20 protein-coding genes are annotated in these 17,097 nt (G+C 27.8%); 5 read left to right on the top strand and 15 right to left on the bottom strand.

The window, feature by feature from the left end:
* Positions 1 to 52: 52 nt before the first annotated feature.
* Positions 53 to 1,567 carry a glycerol kinase GlpK gene (glpK, locus tag IC218_RS01615; protein WP_227823690.1) on the bottom strand — a complete coding sequence of 505 codons (1,515 nt, stop codon included), beginning with the start codon at positions 1,565 to 1,567 and terminating at the stop codon, positions 53 to 55.
* Positions 1,568 to 1,827: 260 nt separating this feature from the next.
* Between glpK and IC218_RS01610 the strand changes: the two genes are divergently transcribed.
* The 3 genes from IC218_RS01610 to IC218_RS01600 all read left to right on the top strand — a co-directional run bounded on the left by IC218_RS01610 (position 1,828) and on the right by IC218_RS01600 (position 5,722).
* The gene (locus IC218_RS01610) at positions 1,828 to 2,370 is read left to right on the top strand and encodes a TetR/AcrR family transcriptional regulator (RefSeq protein ID WP_227823689.1); all 543 of its coding nucleotides are present in this window, start codon (positions 1,828 to 1,830) and stop codon (positions 2,368 to 2,370) included.
* Positions 2,371 to 2,374: 4 nt separating this feature from the next.
* Complete coding sequence (locus IC218_RS01605) at positions 2,375 to 4,882, top strand: MFS transporter (protein ID WP_227823688.1); 2,508 nt, start codon at positions 2,375 to 2,377, stop codon at positions 4,880 to 4,882.
* 432 nt (positions 4,883 to 5,314) lie between these two features.
* Positions 5,315 to 5,722 (top strand): helix-turn-helix domain-containing protein, encoded by a 408-nt coding sequence (locus tag IC218_RS01600; RefSeq protein ID WP_227434283.1) that lies wholly within the window; start codon positions 5,315 to 5,317, stop codon positions 5,720 to 5,722.
* Positions 5,723 to 5,953: 231 nt separating this feature from the next.
* Here the strand turns inward: IC218_RS01600 and IC218_RS01595 are convergent, their stop codons facing one another.
* Both IC218_RS01595 and IC218_RS01590 read right to left on the bottom strand, forming a co-directional pair.
* A complete protein-coding gene (locus tag IC218_RS01595; protein WP_227434282.1) occupies positions 5,954 to 6,163 on the bottom strand; it encodes a hypothetical protein in 210 nt (69 codons plus the stop codon).
* Positions 6,164 to 6,200: 37 nt separating this feature from the next.
* On the bottom strand, positions 6,201 to 6,410 hold the full coding sequence (locus IC218_RS01590; protein WP_227434281.1) for a helix-turn-helix transcriptional regulator: 210 nt from the start codon (positions 6,408 to 6,410) through the stop codon (positions 6,201 to 6,203).
* A gap of 298 nt (positions 6,411 to 6,708) precedes the next feature.
* Here IC218_RS01590 and IC218_RS01585 point away from each other — a divergent pair, with 298 nt between their 5' ends.
* Both IC218_RS01585 and IC218_RS01580 read left to right on the top strand, forming a co-directional pair.
* The gene (locus tag IC218_RS01585; protein ID WP_227434280.1) at positions 6,709 to 7,119 is read left to right on the top strand and encodes a helix-turn-helix domain-containing protein; all 411 of its coding nucleotides are present in this window, start codon (positions 6,709 to 6,711) and stop codon (positions 7,117 to 7,119) included.
* Between the two features lie 235 nt (positions 7,120 to 7,354).
* Positions 7,355 to 7,810 carry a hypothetical protein gene (locus IC218_RS01580; protein WP_227434279.1) on the top strand — a complete coding sequence of 152 codons (456 nt, stop codon included), beginning with the start codon at positions 7,355 to 7,357 and terminating at the stop codon, positions 7,808 to 7,810.
* A gap of 318 nt (positions 7,811 to 8,128) precedes the next feature.
* Here IC218_RS01580 and IC218_RS01575 read toward each other — a convergent pair whose 3' ends face one another.
* From IC218_RS01575 to IC218_RS01520, 12 genes are all read right to left on the bottom strand, one after another.
* On the bottom strand, positions 8,129 to 8,503 hold the full coding sequence (locus IC218_RS01575; protein ID WP_227823687.1) for an N-acetylmuramoyl-L-alanine amidase: 375 nt from the start codon (positions 8,501 to 8,503) through the stop codon (positions 8,129 to 8,131).
* A 255-nt stretch (positions 8,504 to 8,758) separates the two neighbouring features.
* The gene (locus IC218_RS01570) at positions 8,759 to 9,016 is read right to left on the bottom strand and encodes a phage holin family protein (RefSeq protein ID WP_227823686.1); all 258 of its coding nucleotides are present in this window, start codon (positions 9,014 to 9,016) and stop codon (positions 8,759 to 8,761) included.
* 14 nt (positions 9,017 to 9,030) lie between these two features.
* A complete protein-coding gene (locus IC218_RS01565; protein WP_227823685.1) occupies positions 9,031 to 9,261 on the bottom strand; it encodes a hemolysin XhlA family protein in 231 nt (76 codons plus the stop codon).
* Between the two features lie 750 nt (positions 9,262 to 10,011).
* Positions 10,012 to 10,194: a hypothetical protein gene (locus tag IC218_RS01560; RefSeq protein ID WP_227823684.1), complete on the bottom strand. Its 183-nt coding sequence runs from the start codon at positions 10,192 to 10,194 to the stop codon at positions 10,012 to 10,014.
* Complete coding sequence (locus IC218_RS01555; RefSeq protein ID WP_227823683.1) at positions 10,194 to 10,487, bottom strand: hypothetical protein; 294 nt, start codon at positions 10,485 to 10,487, stop codon at positions 10,194 to 10,196. The genes IC218_RS01560 and IC218_RS01555 overlap by 1 nt, the downstream gene beginning before the upstream one ends.
* A gap of 14 nt (positions 10,488 to 10,501) precedes the next feature.
* Positions 10,502 to 12,331, bottom strand: a complete 1,830-nt coding sequence (locus tag IC218_RS01550) for a hypothetical protein (RefSeq protein ID WP_227823682.1) — start codon at positions 12,329 to 12,331, stop codon at positions 10,502 to 10,504.
* Between the two features lie 22 nt (positions 12,332 to 12,353).
* Entirely contained in the window at positions 12,354 to 13,133 is a 780-nt protein-coding gene (locus IC218_RS01545) for a phage tail protein (RefSeq protein WP_227823681.1), read from the bottom strand.
* A gap of 1 nt (position 13,134) precedes the next feature.
* A complete protein-coding gene (locus IC218_RS01540; protein WP_227434277.1) occupies positions 13,135 to 13,752 on the bottom strand; it encodes a putative phage tail protein in 618 nt (205 codons plus the stop codon).
* Complete coding sequence (locus tag IC218_RS01535; RefSeq protein WP_227434276.1) at positions 13,749 to 14,801, bottom strand: baseplate J/gp47 family protein; 1,053 nt, start codon at positions 14,799 to 14,801, stop codon at positions 13,749 to 13,751. The genes IC218_RS01540 and IC218_RS01535 overlap by 4 nt, the downstream gene beginning before the upstream one ends.
* A complete protein-coding gene (locus tag IC218_RS01530; RefSeq protein ID WP_227823680.1) occupies positions 14,794 to 15,222 on the bottom strand; it encodes a DUF2634 domain-containing protein in 429 nt (142 codons plus the stop codon). The genes IC218_RS01535 and IC218_RS01530 overlap by 8 nt, the downstream gene beginning before the upstream one ends.
* The gene (locus IC218_RS01525) at positions 15,222 to 15,548 is read right to left on the bottom strand and encodes a DUF2577 family protein (protein ID WP_227823679.1); all 327 of its coding nucleotides are present in this window, start codon (positions 15,546 to 15,548) and stop codon (positions 15,222 to 15,224) included. The genes IC218_RS01530 and IC218_RS01525 overlap by 1 nt, the downstream gene beginning before the upstream one ends.
* A gap of 14 nt (positions 15,549 to 15,562) precedes the next feature.
* Entirely contained in the window at positions 15,563 to 17,092 is a 1,530-nt protein-coding gene (locus IC218_RS01520; RefSeq protein WP_227823678.1) for an NlpC/P60 family protein, read from the bottom strand.
* Positions 17,093 to 17,097: the final 5 nt, after the last annotated feature.

Below are 17,097 nucleotides of genomic sequence, written 5' to 3'. Positions count from 1 at the left end.
AAAAAGTAGAGCTTTACAAAGCCCTACTTTTAAGTTTAAACACATCTAACCTTTAAATTTCTGACTCATCTTCTTTTTCCCAACTTAAAGCTCTTGATACAGCTTTCTTCCAACCTTTATATAATCGACGTCTCTTCTCTTCACTCATATTTGGATTAAACTCTTTTTCGACTGACCATTTTGATGTAATTTCATTTCTTCCAATATAGAATCCTACACACAATCCTGCTAAATAAGCAGCTCCCAAAGCTGTAGTTTCTACTATTTTAGGCCTATCTATATCTACATTTAGTATATCTGACTGGAATTGCATTAAGAAATTATTATTACTGGCTCCTCCATCAACCTTTAATGACTTTAATTTTAATTTTGAATCATGTTGCATTGCTTCTAATACATCCTTTGTTTGGTATGCAATTGATTCCAATGTCGCTCTAATTATATGCTCTTTTTTTGCACCTCTTGTAAGACCCAATATTGAACCTCTAGCATACATATCCCAATATGGAGCACCAAGACCTGTAAATGCAGGTACTACATACACACCATTAGTATCTTCTACTCTATTTGCATAAAATTCACTGTCGCTTGCAGATTCAATCATTTTAAGTTCATCTCTAAGCCATTGGATAGATGCTCCACCAATAAATATACTTCCTTCTAATGCATAAGTTACTTTTCCATCAACACCCCAAGCAATCGTTGTAAGCAAACCATGTTTAGATTTAACTATATTGCTACCTGTGTTCATAAGTAAGAAGCAACCTGTTCCATAAGTATTCTTTGCAGTACCTTCTTCAATACAATGTTGACCAAATAAAGCTGCTTGCTGGTCTCCTGCACATCCAGCAATAGGTATTTTAGCCCCTGATAACATACGCTCATCTGTATGCCCATAGACATAGCTAGAAGGTTTTACTACTGGCAACATACTTATTGGTATATCTAATTCTCGTAATATATCTTTATCCCATTCTAAGTTATTTATATTGTACATCATTGTTCTAGATGCATTTGAATAATCTGTTATATGTACTTTCCCACGTGTTAAGTTCCATATTAACCATGTATCGATAGTACCAAATAACAATTCGCCTTGTTCTGCTTTTTCTCTAGCACCTTCTACATTATCTAGTATCCACTTTATCTTTGTTGCTGAAAAATATGCATCTATCAAAAGACCAGTTTTTTCCTTTATTGCTTCCTCTAATCCTTTACTTTTGAGTACATCACAGATTTCTGATGTTCTTCTACATTGCCATACTATCGCGTTATAAATCGGTTTCCCAGTATACCTACTCCAAACAATGGTCGTCTCTCTTTGATTAGTTATACCTATTGAAGCAATTTCTTCTGGTCTTATACCTGCTGTTTCTATTACCTCTCTCATTACCCCACTTTGTGAACCCCATATTTCCATAGGGTCATGTTCTACCCAGCCAGCTTTTGGATAAATCTGTTTAAATTCCTTTTGCGCAATTTTTACTATTTCGCCTTTTTTATTAAATAATATAGCTCTTGAACTAGTTGTCCCTTGGTCTAGTGCCATTACATATTTCTTTTCCATTATTTTATTCTCCTTATCATATAATAATATTATTAACTTATTAAAAAGAAAAATCTAATATTACATAATTTTAGTACATATTCCTGCTTAAATATAAAAAATATAAATCTAATTAGATTAAATACTTATATAATAAGGCATCTATTTTGCGCCATATCTATATATTAATATTATACATTATAGCTTGCATATTGATTAATAAATTTTAAAGGTTTATAATAAACAGTGTTCATAATAATTTTAATGAAAGAGGTGGTCATATGCCTAAGATTTTAGAAAATGTAAAGGAAGATATACTAAAAGTGTCTCGAGATATGATTTTGGAAGAAGATTACTCAAATATTAGCATAAGAAAAATAGCCCAAAGGTGTGGTATAAGTGCAGGTACAGTGTATAATTACTTCAAATCAAAACAAGAAATAATAGAATATATTATAAAATCAGAATGGGATTTATTGATAAGGCGAATTGAATACTCTAATAAAAATAGTAATAATTACATTGAAAAACTAAATATTATCTTTACAGAAATAAGAAATTTTATAAACAAAGTTCATAATATTCAATATGACGATTTTTTAGATACTTTTGAAATGAAAAGATTTATCGAAATGAAAAAACAAAAAAATGATTTTCATGAGCAACTTTCAAATAAAGTATATGAAGCTTTACAACAAGAAGATTTCTTTAATAATGATAAATTAGTATGTAATATCATAATCAAAATGTTTTTTTCATACTCAACCTATCTTTATATAGAATTTGAAGATTTAAATCCATATATTGAAAAATTAATACATTAAGGTGGTGTTTACCTTGAATTCTAATACTAGTATTCAAAGCAAAGATAATAATCCAAAGTTATTTTTAGTACTCACTCTTTATCTTTTAGGTATATTTATGGGAGCTATTGATACTGGAATAGTATCACCAGCAAGAACAATTATACAAAATAGCCTAGGTGTAAATGAAAAAACAGGAATTTGGATGATTACTATATATACACTAACATATGCATCTGTAATCCCTATTTCTGGTAAATTAGCAGACAAAATAGGAAGAAAATATGTATATTTAGTTAGTATATTTCTATTTGGTAGTGGCTCATTAATCTGTGGATTATCATCATTATTTTCCAACTTTTACATTTTACTAATTGGCCGTGTTATACAAGCTATTGGTGGAGGCGGAATTATGCCAATTGCTACAGCAGAATTTGGAACCACTTTCCCAGAAAACAAAAGAGGTATGGCTTTAGGTTTAGTTGGAGCAACTTATGGTATAGCAAATATTTTAGGTTCAAGTATAGGTAGTACAATACTAAGTATATTTGGAACTCAAAATTGGAAGTGGTTGTTTTTTGTTAACCTTCCAATATGCTTGGTTATAATTATTGGAGGAATACTATGTATTAAAAATAATAAGTCTACATCTACAGAGAAAATTGATAAATTAGGAACATTAATGTTGATATGTATAATAGTATCTTTGTTATATGGTCTTATGAATATAGACTTTTTTAATTTTAAAAATTCTCTACAAGATACATCAGTTTATCCTTATTTATTGACATTTATAATACTTATACCTATTTTTATATTTGTTGAAAATAAAGCTAAAGACCCTATTTTGAATTTCGAATATTTTTTAAATCCAAGAATACTAATAGTACTCATTTTATCTTTAATTGTTGGTATTGGAATGATGGGTATGGTATTTGTTCCACAATATGCTGAAAATGCATTAAAAATAAATGCTGGTTCTGGTGGATATTTTGTTGCTATATTAGGATTATTTGCAGGTATTGCTGCTCCTTTGAGCGGAAAACTTATTGATAAGTTTGGCGCAAAAAAGATACTGTTACTTGGATTTTCAGTATCTATGATAGGCTCTCTTTATCTGATTTTAATTGCACTAAAAACCAATACAGTATTTAGTGTATGTGTAAGTCTTATATTTATGGGATTAGGAATGGGATTTACTATGGGAACACCTTTAAATTACATGATGCTTTCAAATACAAAAATAGAAGAATCTAATTCTGCACTTGCAACACTGTCTCTGATACGTTCAATTGGAACTTCAATTTCACCTGCAATAATGATTGGATTTATAGCACATGCAGGATTATCTGTACAGGATAATATTATGGATATAGTTGGTAAACCATCAACACCTAAAATAGTTCAACTTGAAGAACTTGAAACTATGATAGATGATTTAAAGTCAGACCCAGAAATGGCTAAGAATTTGAAAAATATTTCTATACCAAACATGAACGATTCATCAAGTATTAATATGGATATGACAGATGGCAAACTCCCAAAATACTTACTAGACAAAGTTCAATCAGCAGATACAACCAATATTACCAACATCACAAAAGAAATATCAACAACAATGTTTGATGAAAAAGTTCCTTCTGTAATTACGAAAATAGAATTAAATGTCCAAAAAGGAATAGATGGTACTCAAAGTGGAATAAATGGCATTGAAGAAGGTGAAAACAAACTAAACAGTGGCATCAAAGGAATTCAAACTGGTATTGACAATATGATAAAAGCTAGAACTGGTATTAATCAAGGAATAGCTGGAATAAAAAAAGGTATCGCTGGCACTGATAAAGGCATAAAAGGTATGGAACAAGGTATAAAAAAACAAGATAAAGCTATAAATGAAATGACACTTGCTTATAATAAAATACCTACAATACCACAAGGTACTACTCCTTCTGATAATGAAAATTCATCAAATAATCAAGAGCAAAATGACACTAGTAATTCTGACTCAAACAGTAATAAAAATGATTCTACAGAAAATAAAAATAACAATTCTAGTGAGAATAAACCAAATTTAAATGAAAAAAAAGAAGCTCTAAATTCTCAAATACAACAACTAAAAAAAGCAAGAGCTGAGTTAAACACCAAATTGCAAAAAACTAAATCTCAAAGAAAAGAATTAAGTAAAAAACTTAAAAACATGGAATCTCAAAAGAAAGAACTTCAGAGAAAATTAAATGATTCCATAAATAAAAAACAAGACATGGAAAAAGGTTTTGACACAATGGAACAACAGAAAAAATCGCTTCAATTAGTTCTAGCAAAAACACAGGAATTAAAAGATGAAATACCAAAAGCTTTTAATAAGTCAAAACTAGATTATATAAATTCTATAGAAAACAATAAAACAAAAATAGAAAATACACTACAATCTACTCTAAATTTAGGATTTAGACAGATGTATATAACAGTTTTTTGCGTAAATTTACTTGCATTCATAGTATTGTTATTCTATAAAGAAAACAAAACTAGATAAACAAATCCAATAGTATTATATTGTAAGCCTATATTATATTTTAAACATTTGAAATTCTTTATCTTTAACTAATATAAACTACAGTATAATACTATTCTCTTTCTAATATCTATCCTTAATATAATTTTTATATATTCTTCATTATTAGAAAATTATATTTTCATACCCAAGTATACTTTAAAAGTAATCTATAAAATATATTATTGAAACTATTTTATTTTCAATATCTACTTTTGTCTATTAAAAGATATCTATAAATCAAAATAAACCATATATTTTCAATTATAATATGTTAAAATCATAGTATGAGTATATTAATTTAAGCAAAATGTCATTCAGACTTTATTTTAGTAATTTTGTAGAAGAAAAGGAATATACCTCGATTTTTAATGTCATTTGGACTTTATTTATAAAAAGAAAGGAGTGTGTTTCATGGATACTTTAGGAAAAAGAATTGCTTATTTGAGAAACTCCAGAAAACTTACCCAGCGTAAACTTATGGATATTTTAAAATTTGAAAACTTAGGTAAGTTTGAAACTGGAGGTAGAAAGCCTAATTGCGATATATTAATGTCAATAGCTGATTATTTTGATGTTAGCACTGACTGGCTTCTATATGGAAAAGAAAAAGTAAACTCCAATAATAGTGTTAAAGAAAATAAGGAAGATTATTTGTATAATCTACATGTAACTGATGATGAAATGATGGTATTAAACCTCTATAGGCAATTGAATGAACGTGATAAAATAAAAATAGAAGGAATGCTAGAGTTTAAGATATCTGAATATAAAGAATTAGAAAAACATTCTCCTACTGAGGATAACGATAAACCAGTTTAAACATACATAATTTGATACGAATTTACATCATTTGTAGAGATTCTTTTTTTGTGATAAATTGGCAACTAAAATATGGATATTAAATTGCTCAAATAAACTATGATTTAATTACAAATACATTTATTGTAGTTGAATTAACATATCCATATTTTAGTTTATATGTTTTTTATATGTTTTTAAAAATATTCTATATCACTATGTAATTCTTTCTATCTCTAATTAATATATTACTTACGTCTTTAATTCTTCCAACATCTTTTTATATACAATTGTACATCCTTCGTAATTTTCCTCTTTAAGAAGGATTGAGCATGAAGTAGAATATTTAGTTAAAATATCCAATTTTTCCATGTTTAAACTTCGTACACCATTGAGAGCTGTAATAAAATCATCAATTGCTCTACAGCACTCTATTACTCCATCTGAATCTAATTTACACATAAGAATATGTCCCTTCTTCATATATTAGTTATTAATATTAATCTTCTTCTGAGTATTCTATATTAAGCAATTGATAAATTGATGATTTATATTTTTTTCCTGTCCTTCTGCCATTTAAAATAGCTGACAAATAGTTTTCATTAACACCGACTTTTTTTGCTAATTCCCTTTGAGTCATGTTTAATTCAATAAGCCTTTGCTTGACCTGTATTCCCAAAAAAGGTATCCATTTTTTTCGAGTATCCATTTAATCAAGTTCCCTTTCTAAATAATTTATATTTATTTTTATTATTAAACTTATACACCTCCCTCTGTTTAGTATATTTTTTAAATATGTACAAATATTAAGTACATGAATTTATTTAATACTAAATAAGATTTTTTGATTACTTTGTGCTAAAATTAGGATGTAATTTCGTATCATTAAATTAATTATAAAGTCATTTTGACCTTAAGTCAATATTTTTTATGTCATTTTGACCTTAAATTTGCAACTATCTATATTTTAAAAAGTCTTTCTGACATTAATTGAATGGAGAGTGTTTATGGATACTTTAGGAGAAAGAATTGTTTATTTAAGAAAAACAAAGAACCTTAAGCAATATGAATTAGAAGAAATGTTAAACTGTGATAATTTGAGTAAATTTGAAAGAAATATTAGAAAACCAAATTATGAGATATTAAAATCCATAGCTGATATATTTAATGTTTCTGTAGACTGGCTATTAAATGGAGATAATATATCACAAGAATCAAATTTAATTTGCGATTCCTCACCAAACTATCCATTTAATAGCATCAGTTCTAATGAAATAAAACTTTTAAAAAATTTTAGAAAACTAAGTGATTATGATAGAGCAAAAATAGAAGGTATGATTGAATTAAAACTTCATGAATATGAAAAAGAGAAAGATTTTGAAAAAACTGAGTATGATAAAAATAAAGATAAAAAATAGATAAATAATTTTTATGTTGCTTTTGATACGATTTTACATCATTTCTTTGCTCTAATATTTTTATTTCATTTATTTTCTTTTTTATAGTTTTATGATAAAATAATTAGTATATTTTGCTTTACTTGAATGTAATTATTTATACAAAAGTCAAACATAATATAAATGTAGTAAATTTTTAGTTTCAAGTAATCTCTCATTATTATAACTAAATATTTATTAAAATTAGGAGGATAAAATGGGCTTAAAAGACAAATTCGCGCAATCATTTGCTAGATCAAAAACTATGAGTGGCCCTGAGAAAAAGGCTAATGAAATAATGGGTAAATTACTTCTTAAGAAGGCTATATTACCTATCGTTTTAATGTTCGTGATAATAATCGCTGGAGCTATGCTGAAAATCAATTCTTGGGTTACACTTGGCATAAATTTAGTTATTGCTGTTGGTGCTTTCTTCTACATAAGAAATTCTAGTAAAAAGTATCAAAACTTTAAACCTTATGTTGGCAATTTGATTAGTTTAGAGAAAAAAGGTAAAAAAGAGTATGTTGCTATTATAAAACAAGGTAAACTACCAGTTAAATTACAAATTGCTTATGGTGGTGAAGACCTTGAACATATTAAGAAAAATCAAATGGTTCAAATAAGTTATAATCCAGATGCTAAGATAGCTATTTTAGTTAACAGACAATAATTTAATAAAAAAAGAGGTAGCATTATGCTACCTCTTTATATTTTGTTAATTATATTATTTTTAATATTTGATTTATTTTTATTTTTAAATTCTAATTTGTTCAGTTTTATTTAGTTTTTCATTAATCTGATTAATTAGAAATTAATAATTTTCATATATAATATGTTTATTTTTTATTTGTTTTAAATATAATTTAAATATATTTTAGTACAATTTCAAAAATATCTTTTCTATCTTTCCTAATGAATTCAATATACTTATTAGCATCTTTATTTATTACTTTAAAGGCTTTCCCTCCTATTGAAAATATATTATTTGCTATTTCATTTCTATAATCTTATTAATATAAAAGTACATTATGATTGCAATTGCTTTATACACTTCGCCATAACATAATAGTGTGTATTCAAATGTATCTTGTGAAAAATCTTCTTTTATGCTTTTATTTAAAATTCCTTCTGCTATTAATTTTACAACTATATATTTGCTTCTAGTATAATAATCAGTATCTGCCTTACTATCTACAAAGCAAGCTTCAATTAGTATTACTGGTGCTCTAGTATGATTAAGCCAGTATAGATCTCTTGTGTTATTTTTGGGGTCTCTATTTTTAAAAACTGTTGAAAGTTTTGAGTTGACTTTTTCTTCACATATGTTCCCATCATTTGTCTTATATATTATTTCTGTTCTCATAGGATTTAGAGTTGTTTTGTTTGCATTAAAGTAGATTTAAACTGCTAGATCTATATCTTGTTTATTGGCTATCTGACATTGTTCTGATAAATAATTATCTGATTTATTAGTTTTATCAGTATATGTTGTTACTCCTCCTAGTTTTAGCCATTTTATTATCAGGTCTGGATTCTATTTTCTTTTCCTTCATATATATCCAACTGCTCCTATGCCTTTCCCAACAATGTATGTCCTGGTACTACTATTACTTTCATGTTACTTATCACCATCCTTAAATTGTTTGTATGTTTGGTTTAAGCCTATTGAAATTCCCCAGCAAATAACTCCTTGCAATATTGCATTGGGACTTAATCCTAATATCCATATTGAAAAAAATATTCCAAGTAGCAATAACACAACTGGAATATATTTATTATTTAATTGTTTATATTTTTTACAACATTCTCCTATAATATAAAGAGCAGCTACTAAAATTAGTAACTGCTCTGGTATAAAATTCATTAAATTATTCATGTATTTTCCTCACATTAAAATAATTTTACTTGAATTGCAAATATAAAGAACCCTACTAGAGTTGTAATCATTGTTCCAATTAGCCATTTTAACATACTTGTAAGTGAGTTGAGATTTTCACACAATGCTTTTAACTCTGCTTTAGATTCTATATTTGCTACTTTTAACTCGTCTATTTCATCATTATGTTTATTTATTGTTACTTCATGTCGTTTCAAATTCTCTTTGAAAAGTTCTTCATTCATGAAAACCTCCTAATTAATTGAAATAAAAAAGAATTAAATCAAAATAAACCTAATTCTTCAATTTTTAAATCAATTAACTTTAATATAATTTTATATTATTCTATACTGTTAGTATAATAAGTACAAATAGATAGAGAAATAGTTTTTATTACAAAATAAATAAGAAATAAAACTACAATTGTACATAAAGCCATATAGAAAACTATTTCTATACTTTTATTTTCAAATAAAGTTTCTAATCTTTTATTGATTAGCATAATCCCAAAAACAACAACTTCAATTGGCAAAATTTTGAGATAATACTATCAAATATATTTGCTGATAATATGTTTTCTCTTGACATAATTTTTAGTTCATATTTAAGTCTTATAATTTTCAAATGAAGTATCTTTTCTTCGTTTGTATTTATACTACTTAATCCGTCCTCTATAAGTTTAAACTCTTCCTTTATCTTTTCTACCCTATTATCTTCTAATTTTACAACTCATTAGGATATAAATTCTTAATCATCTTCAAAATATACTTAACTATATTCCTAATACTATTGGCCATATTCTGAATTATATTCATAGTATAATTTCTTCTTAACATTTTTATGAATCTTAAGAAAATACTACAATATAAAAGTTTTAAAATCAATAAAATTTCTGCACTATATAGAATAAATCTATTGTTTTTCTTATCTGTCATTTTTTATATATTATAATCGCTCATTTGATACTGTTTTTTGTATTAAAAAAGGAACATTCCCTATACTGTAGGTTCTGCTCCTTCTACTACTCCACTTTCTCTAATTATATAATCCTCTACTGCTTTTCTGTACTCTGTGTTAGTTACATCATCCAGTTCAAAAGGTCTATTTTTTAAAGGATTCAGTCCTTCATTTAGTATTCTCTCTGCCAATATTTTTACAACAACATTATTTATATTCATTATAAAATTCCTCCTACTTTTTCATTTTCATTTAATAAAATTTGATTTTCTAACTCTTGTATTCTCTTTTCTTCATCACTCATGAATACTGGTATTTCTTCTAAGATAGGTTGTTTAGTTTCTATATTTATACCTGTAACTCTATTTTTAGTATAATCTATACTTCTATATGGAACATCAATCCAATGTAATTCAGTTATTGTATCATGTTCTAATACATCTCCTGTTGCTTCTCCTATCTGTAGAAGTATTTTTCCAGTTTGGTCATAAATTATTCTATTTGCTCTATTCATTATTATCACCTCTATTAAGTATTCATAAATTTAACAGCACGCCAAGTATAAGTAAAACTTCCACTATCACCTGGTAAATAAGCAGGAACCTGAACGCCATTAGCATTAAACCATACATCTCCTTCATTATTGTTATAAATAAAACCATCACCAGTATATTTATCGCTACCACTTGAGTGACTATAAATTAATACAGCAACAAAATCTTGTTTACCACTTGTAGTAAAACCACAACAAGCAAATGTAAGATATTTATAGTCAACTCTATAATTACTGTCATAGTATTCGCAGTCAGATACAAAAATATTAGGTTTAAAAGCTAAATTATTAATTTTGAGCCATCCACCAAACTTAGAAGTTGTAGACCTTTTATAGTTATAAGCAATTTTAGTTCCGTCGTTTCTTTGTGCAACAGAAGTACCACCTGCTACTTTAAATTGAGAATTTAACTGTGTTATAGTGTTATTAGCTTGTGTTAATTGGTTCATCAAATCTTGTACGCTAGCGTCTGACGAACTAAATGCTGTTCCAATCATTTCTCCTATTTCTACTAGTGTATTATTTAATGTAGCATTTACATTTTTTAATGCTAATTTATTAATAATATGTGTTTTTCCATTTATAAAACTATCTTTTATTATTGATACAGTATTTGCTATATCCTCAAGTGAATCGTCAGTTTGTGGCGGTTGTACTCCATTTGACACACTTACTAACCTTTCATTTGCTCCATTTGCATCTGTTGCTTTTATCTTAATTGTGTGTATTGAATTAGCTTCTAATGTATAGTTAAATGTTTTTTCTAGATATAAGTCTGATGTTATAGTTTCTTTTAAGGTATCATCTAAAAATAGCTCTATCTTATTTAAGTTATTGTCTAAGTCTGATACTATGAATTTTACTTGTGTACTATTAAATTCATTTATTACTATTTGAGGTAAATTATTACTCCTAGTAAATGTATATGTTCTCGTTGCACTTGCTCCATTATTATCTGTGGCAACAATGCTTATTATATTACTAGAACCTATTCCAAGTGCTAATATTTTTGCATCTGTTAGCACAATTTCTTTTTCTCTATTTTTTTCTATATTTGTGATATTTTCTAAAATAGTAGAATTAAGTTTAGTAACAACATTTACAGTATCTCTGTAATCTAAGTCATTTACTGTGTACTTTAAAGTAAATCCTTTACTTTTATTCCCTATATTTTCATTTGTACCACTTATTGTTGGTGTGCTATTAGACTTTATAAATGTATAGTTTCTATAAATAGCAGATACTCCATAGCCACCTGTAACTTCTATTTTAATCTTATTGGTAGAGTTTAATTGAAGTGACAAGACAAGTGAGTCAGGCACATTTATAGTGTATTGAGTGTCTTTTACTGCTTGCTTTGTATCAAATAAAACATCATTTAGATATACTTTTACTGTGTATGTGTAACTATCTTCATTTGTTATTGTATAGTTTATACCAAATCCTCTACTCTTAGAGCCCAGCGAACCATCTGTTCCACTTATGCTTGGTGTTGTAGATTTGTATTGACAATCAAAGTAACAATCTTCATAATATCTAGTCCATTCACTCGAATTTTGTGGTGAAAAAAAATAACTATAGGTTAATTTGTAACGATTGCCTGGATATGCGTCAAAACTTCCACTTCTATCCCAACCAACAGTATTACCATCAGGCAATGTACAATTCATCATATCATATGCACCATTGGAATCGGCGACCTTATTTTTATCGCAATAGTCCCATGGTTTTATAGCAATTTTAGTAGCAGGTTTTTGTACTGTTATAAGTGAAGGCACATATAATCTTGGAAAATGAACTCCCATACATATCACTTCCTTTCTTTTTTTATATAGGTAGCATTTCTTTTAAACTGTTTATTAAACTTACTCTAGTTGTATTCACACTAGTACTTAACTCATCTATTGCCCCTTGCACATTTGTAGCATTAAGTTTACTTGTGGTATTATTATAACTTGTTTTATCTGCTGTTGTTTCTATACTATCTACACTAGTCTTTACCTCATTTATTGCACTAACTATATTTGTTTTATCTGTTGTTTCAAGTAGTGTTGTATCTCCTATTTTTCCATTTAAATCTGTCTTAGCAGTTTCTATGTTGCTTGTTAACTCTGTTTTAGTTGTATCTATTTTAGTGTCTAAGTCTTGTATATCTTTAAGTGTGGCAAGTATAACAGTAGGGTCTACTTTCAAATTTACACTTGAAGTATTAGAAACTACCAAAATAATTCTTATAATTAAATCTTTTACACTTCCAGAATCAACAGTTGGTTTATAAGTCTCTGGATATTTAGATACAGCTATAAGCTTATTATCTGAATCAAATATACCAACTTCCCTTATCATAAATCCACCAATACTACCTGGTATTACAGTTTCTATAACTATCCAATTAGAATTTTCATCGTCTATTTTTACATTACTTATATCACCTTCCCAAACAACCTTTTTAAGAGATGTTTGCTCCTCTGTTGGATTGTATTCATTTCCTCCACCATCTCCAAGTTGTAACTTCACTAAGTCTACTTTCTTACCAAGAGCAGTAGCATTTGCAATAGATGCTTTACCTGCTTTAGTCAAAATTGTATAATATTTTTGTTCTGCCAATTTATATCGCCTCCTGTTTAGGATATAATATCACTTTTTCCATACTTCTATCATTTCCTGTAGTAATACTTATTTCTCCAAATATATCTATATTTGATGGTGTCCATGGATATACAGTAACTGTTTCTCCTGTATTTACAGCAGTTCCACAAAACAATTCATTTTTATTCAACAAAATCATTTTAAACCTATGTTCTAAATGACATGGCTTTACACTTTCTAATACTTTATCTAACTCTACAATTGAATTATAACTACAATTATTAACTACAAATTCTAGTATAAATATAAATTCATTGCTAAGAACTTCTACTTCAACATTAGTCTTTGTATAGGCCTCACATATGTTTTTTATAACCTTTATTTTAGTTGTTCCTAAACTTCGTATTTTGGCTTTTATGTTACTTCTTCTAGTTTCATAATTTAAATCTTCATTATTTTGAATGCAAAGTATTTGTTCCCACATATCAAGACCCCATGTGGATGTATCAACAAACATTTGATTTATAGTATCATCAATATTTTCCTTCAATAAAGATAATTCAGTATCATAAGAGTTTTGTATTGCTTCAACTATATAATTCTTATAAAATGATGGAAGTTTATCAATTAATTTCATAAAACTTCCACCTCACTAAAATTTAAAGTTGTAACACTAGGTATTTTATCATCCTCAATTTTTATGTTATCTGTTGAATTATTTACAAGTAAATTACTTAAATCATGAACTCCAGAAGTACTTATTAAAATACCCAAAATTTTTGTATAAACAATTTCTCCAGTTATGGTTCTAAAGTACTGATTTATATTTTCTAAAAAGCTATTTTTTACCATATCCAAAGTGTATCCCCCTTCTAATTCCATAGAAGCACTTATACTTATATTTATAGGTACTGGAGTAGTTACTGTTAAGGTTGGCCCTATTGGCATTTCTTCTTCAATATGTTCTCTACATTTATTTATTATTTCTTCTTCAACAGACTGATTATTTTGACCAAATAGAAGAACTTTAACTGTTCCAGCGCCATTCCACCTTGGATATATCTTTGCATTATATACACCATCAACCTCTAGAGCCCATTCTTCATAATGAGCTTTATTTCCACTTGTTGCCTGATTCTTTTGTATTTTGAAAAATCTTTCTCTCAATTCTTCATCAGTTTCAATTTCTGTACCACCTGAAAATTTATTTATATTTGTTATCTTTTCAACCCCAAATATAGTGTCATTTAACTTAAATTCACAGTCAGATGGTAGATTGTATTTAGTTCCAATTTCTAATGCTTGAACTGGACTTATATTTCCTTCTTCATCACCAATTACAACATCCTTTATTACTACAAATAATAAATCTTTATAAGAGATAATTGTTCCATTTGCTATTTCTACACCATTATCCCCTATAAACTCTACTTCCCCAGTAGCTTCACTACCAAGTTTTCTATATACACCAAACTCATTTACTCTTTTATCTAGTAACTGGTCATAAGTATCTTCAATAAAAGCCATTTTATGTATATTAGAAAGTTCAACATACATTTTAGCAAGTTCAAAGTTATTTCCAGAAACCATATCATTTAAAAAAGAGCCTTCTCCTTTATAAACATCTAGATTTATATTTTTAAGAGTTCTATTTTTTATTACTTCATAGGTTTGTTCACTATACATTTATTTCCACCTCCCCATAGATAGTGGATATTTTTATATCTGCACTTAATACATCTTTTTTAAAGTTAGTATTTAATACATTTACTTGTAGAATGTATGGATTCATCAATAAAGCTTCTTTTATATATCTAGATGCTTCACTTTCTGTAAGACCTTTGCTGTACTTTTGCCCTATTAAATCAGTCAATTCAGTTCCATAATCATCTGAGTAAATTTCATGTTCATATTTATTTGTTTTTATACACTTATAAACCCAAACTCTTATGGCCTCATTTTTTTCAACAGTCTTAAAATCCCCATTTTCTAATATTGGTTCGTCTTTTTCAAAGTCCCATGCTACTTCACAAAAAATTGGTAATTCTTCAGTTTTAGGTAAGATATAATCTTCTGGAACACCTATAAAAGGAAATATCGTACTCATTACAAACTCACCAACTTACTTACAACAGCAAATTTCTCGCCTATTCTAAACATTATTACCATGTCTCCAGATTCAAGATCGTCTATAAAAGGATTTTTTACTTCATGTTTATGTTCTTGCTTTGTTTCTGTATCAAAGGATTCTATCTGTCTATCAAGTATCCAGCTATCTATTAAAATATCTTCTTTTTCTAATATGATGTTGTTTATCTCTATTTTTAAATTTGGTAATTTACTTTTAATTTTTCCAATAAAAAAAGAAGGTTGATTATGATACTTTCCTTCTTCTCTCATTATTCCTATAAATTCATTAATCGGATTTGCCATTATATCACCATCCTCTAAAAAATCCTTCTAGCTATGTTAAAGTCTTTTCTGCTATTAAAATTACTTACTCTAATTTTTTTACCTTTACCAGGTGCTTCTATAAATTCTCCATTTCCTATATATAATCCAACATGACTTACAGGATTATGGAAAAATACTAAATCTCCTGCTTGTAAATTTTTTTTCTCTACTTTCTTTCCTACTGTGGATTGTTGGCTTGAAGTTCTTGGCAAATTAATACTAACTTTCTTAAAGCAATAAACCATTAACCCAGAACAGTCAAAACTATTTGGTCCATTACCACCCCATTTATAAGGCTTACCTAGATGTTTTTTTGCTTCTGATATTACTGTTTTAGCTTTATCAGATACATTACCAGCGTAACCACCAATAATAATCTTTCCTTTTCTTCTTCCAAATTTACTAGCTTCTTCAACATTTCCAAATAAAATATCTATGTGGTATGTTCCATTCTTTTCTATAGTTATTGCAGATCCTACATCATTTACTTTATACACTCCGTCGCGTCCAGAAACTCCTGTAATTACCTGTATTTCATCTCCATAGTTCAGCAGAGGATGTTTATTTAAAAACTCTTTTGTGTAGTAAGTTTGTTCATATTTACCAACCATAGGAGCAGCACAAGTTTTTTTAGATGGGTCAAGTTTTTTCTCTCTACAGTCTGTATCTCCACCTTCTTCTTTTCTAGGGCAATAAGCTGTAAATTCTGCTGTAAACTCCGTTCCTCCTGTATAACCTTCTCCTCCTAAATTACTTTCTTCTTTAGGTTCATCTTGACCTGCTGACTTTTCATCCATAAGATTTTGAAAGTTTAGTTCAAGTTCAATTTGATACTCTCCATTTTGCCATGTATGTTTATCTGTATCTATATAAAATAACCCTACAAGCTTTGTATAGGAATCCTTAACTTTTACCCCTCTGCCAGTTATACAACTTACATCTCCATAACCTCTGAGAGAACAGCTTTTTTCTATACCTTTAAACTCACTATCCACATCTACATCTTGATTTTCTTGTTGCTGAATTACTTTTTGCATTATTACATTTACTTCTTTAAAAATTTCACTGTCTACTTTTTCACTAATCTTACTTCCATACTGGTCTACTACTATCACCTTATTTTTTACATTTTCCATACTTTCTGAAAAAGTAGTATTTATAATATTAAATCCCTCTTCAAACATAACACTTAGTGTAACAGTTCCTTTTTCAATAACATTAAACTTATCTAAATTGGCTTCTATCATATACTTTTTCTTAGTCTTCTTGCTTGCCTCTGTATATGCACTCATTATAGTATCATATCCATTTACTCCTATAAACATCTTAGTATGCTTAACATTAGTCTTTGCTATTGTTCCAACTGCAAGCTTATTTTCAGCAAAGACTTGCTTTGCTATATCTTCAACTAACTTGTCTTTAAAGTTGTATGACACTTCACTTTGTGTAAGTAGAAATCCCATATCTTTAGATACAAAACTAATTTCATTACTACTTGAATCTTTAGACCTATTAATTATCATTCCTC

Source organism: Clostridioides sp. ES-S-0005-03, from assembly GCF_020658455.1.
In the GTDB taxonomy this organism is placed as follows: domain Bacteria; phylum Bacillota; class Clostridia; order Peptostreptococcales; family Peptostreptococcaceae; genus Clostridioides.
Note: the sequence above shows the minus strand (reverse complement) of the source record. Positions and strands in the feature narration are given on the sequence as shown.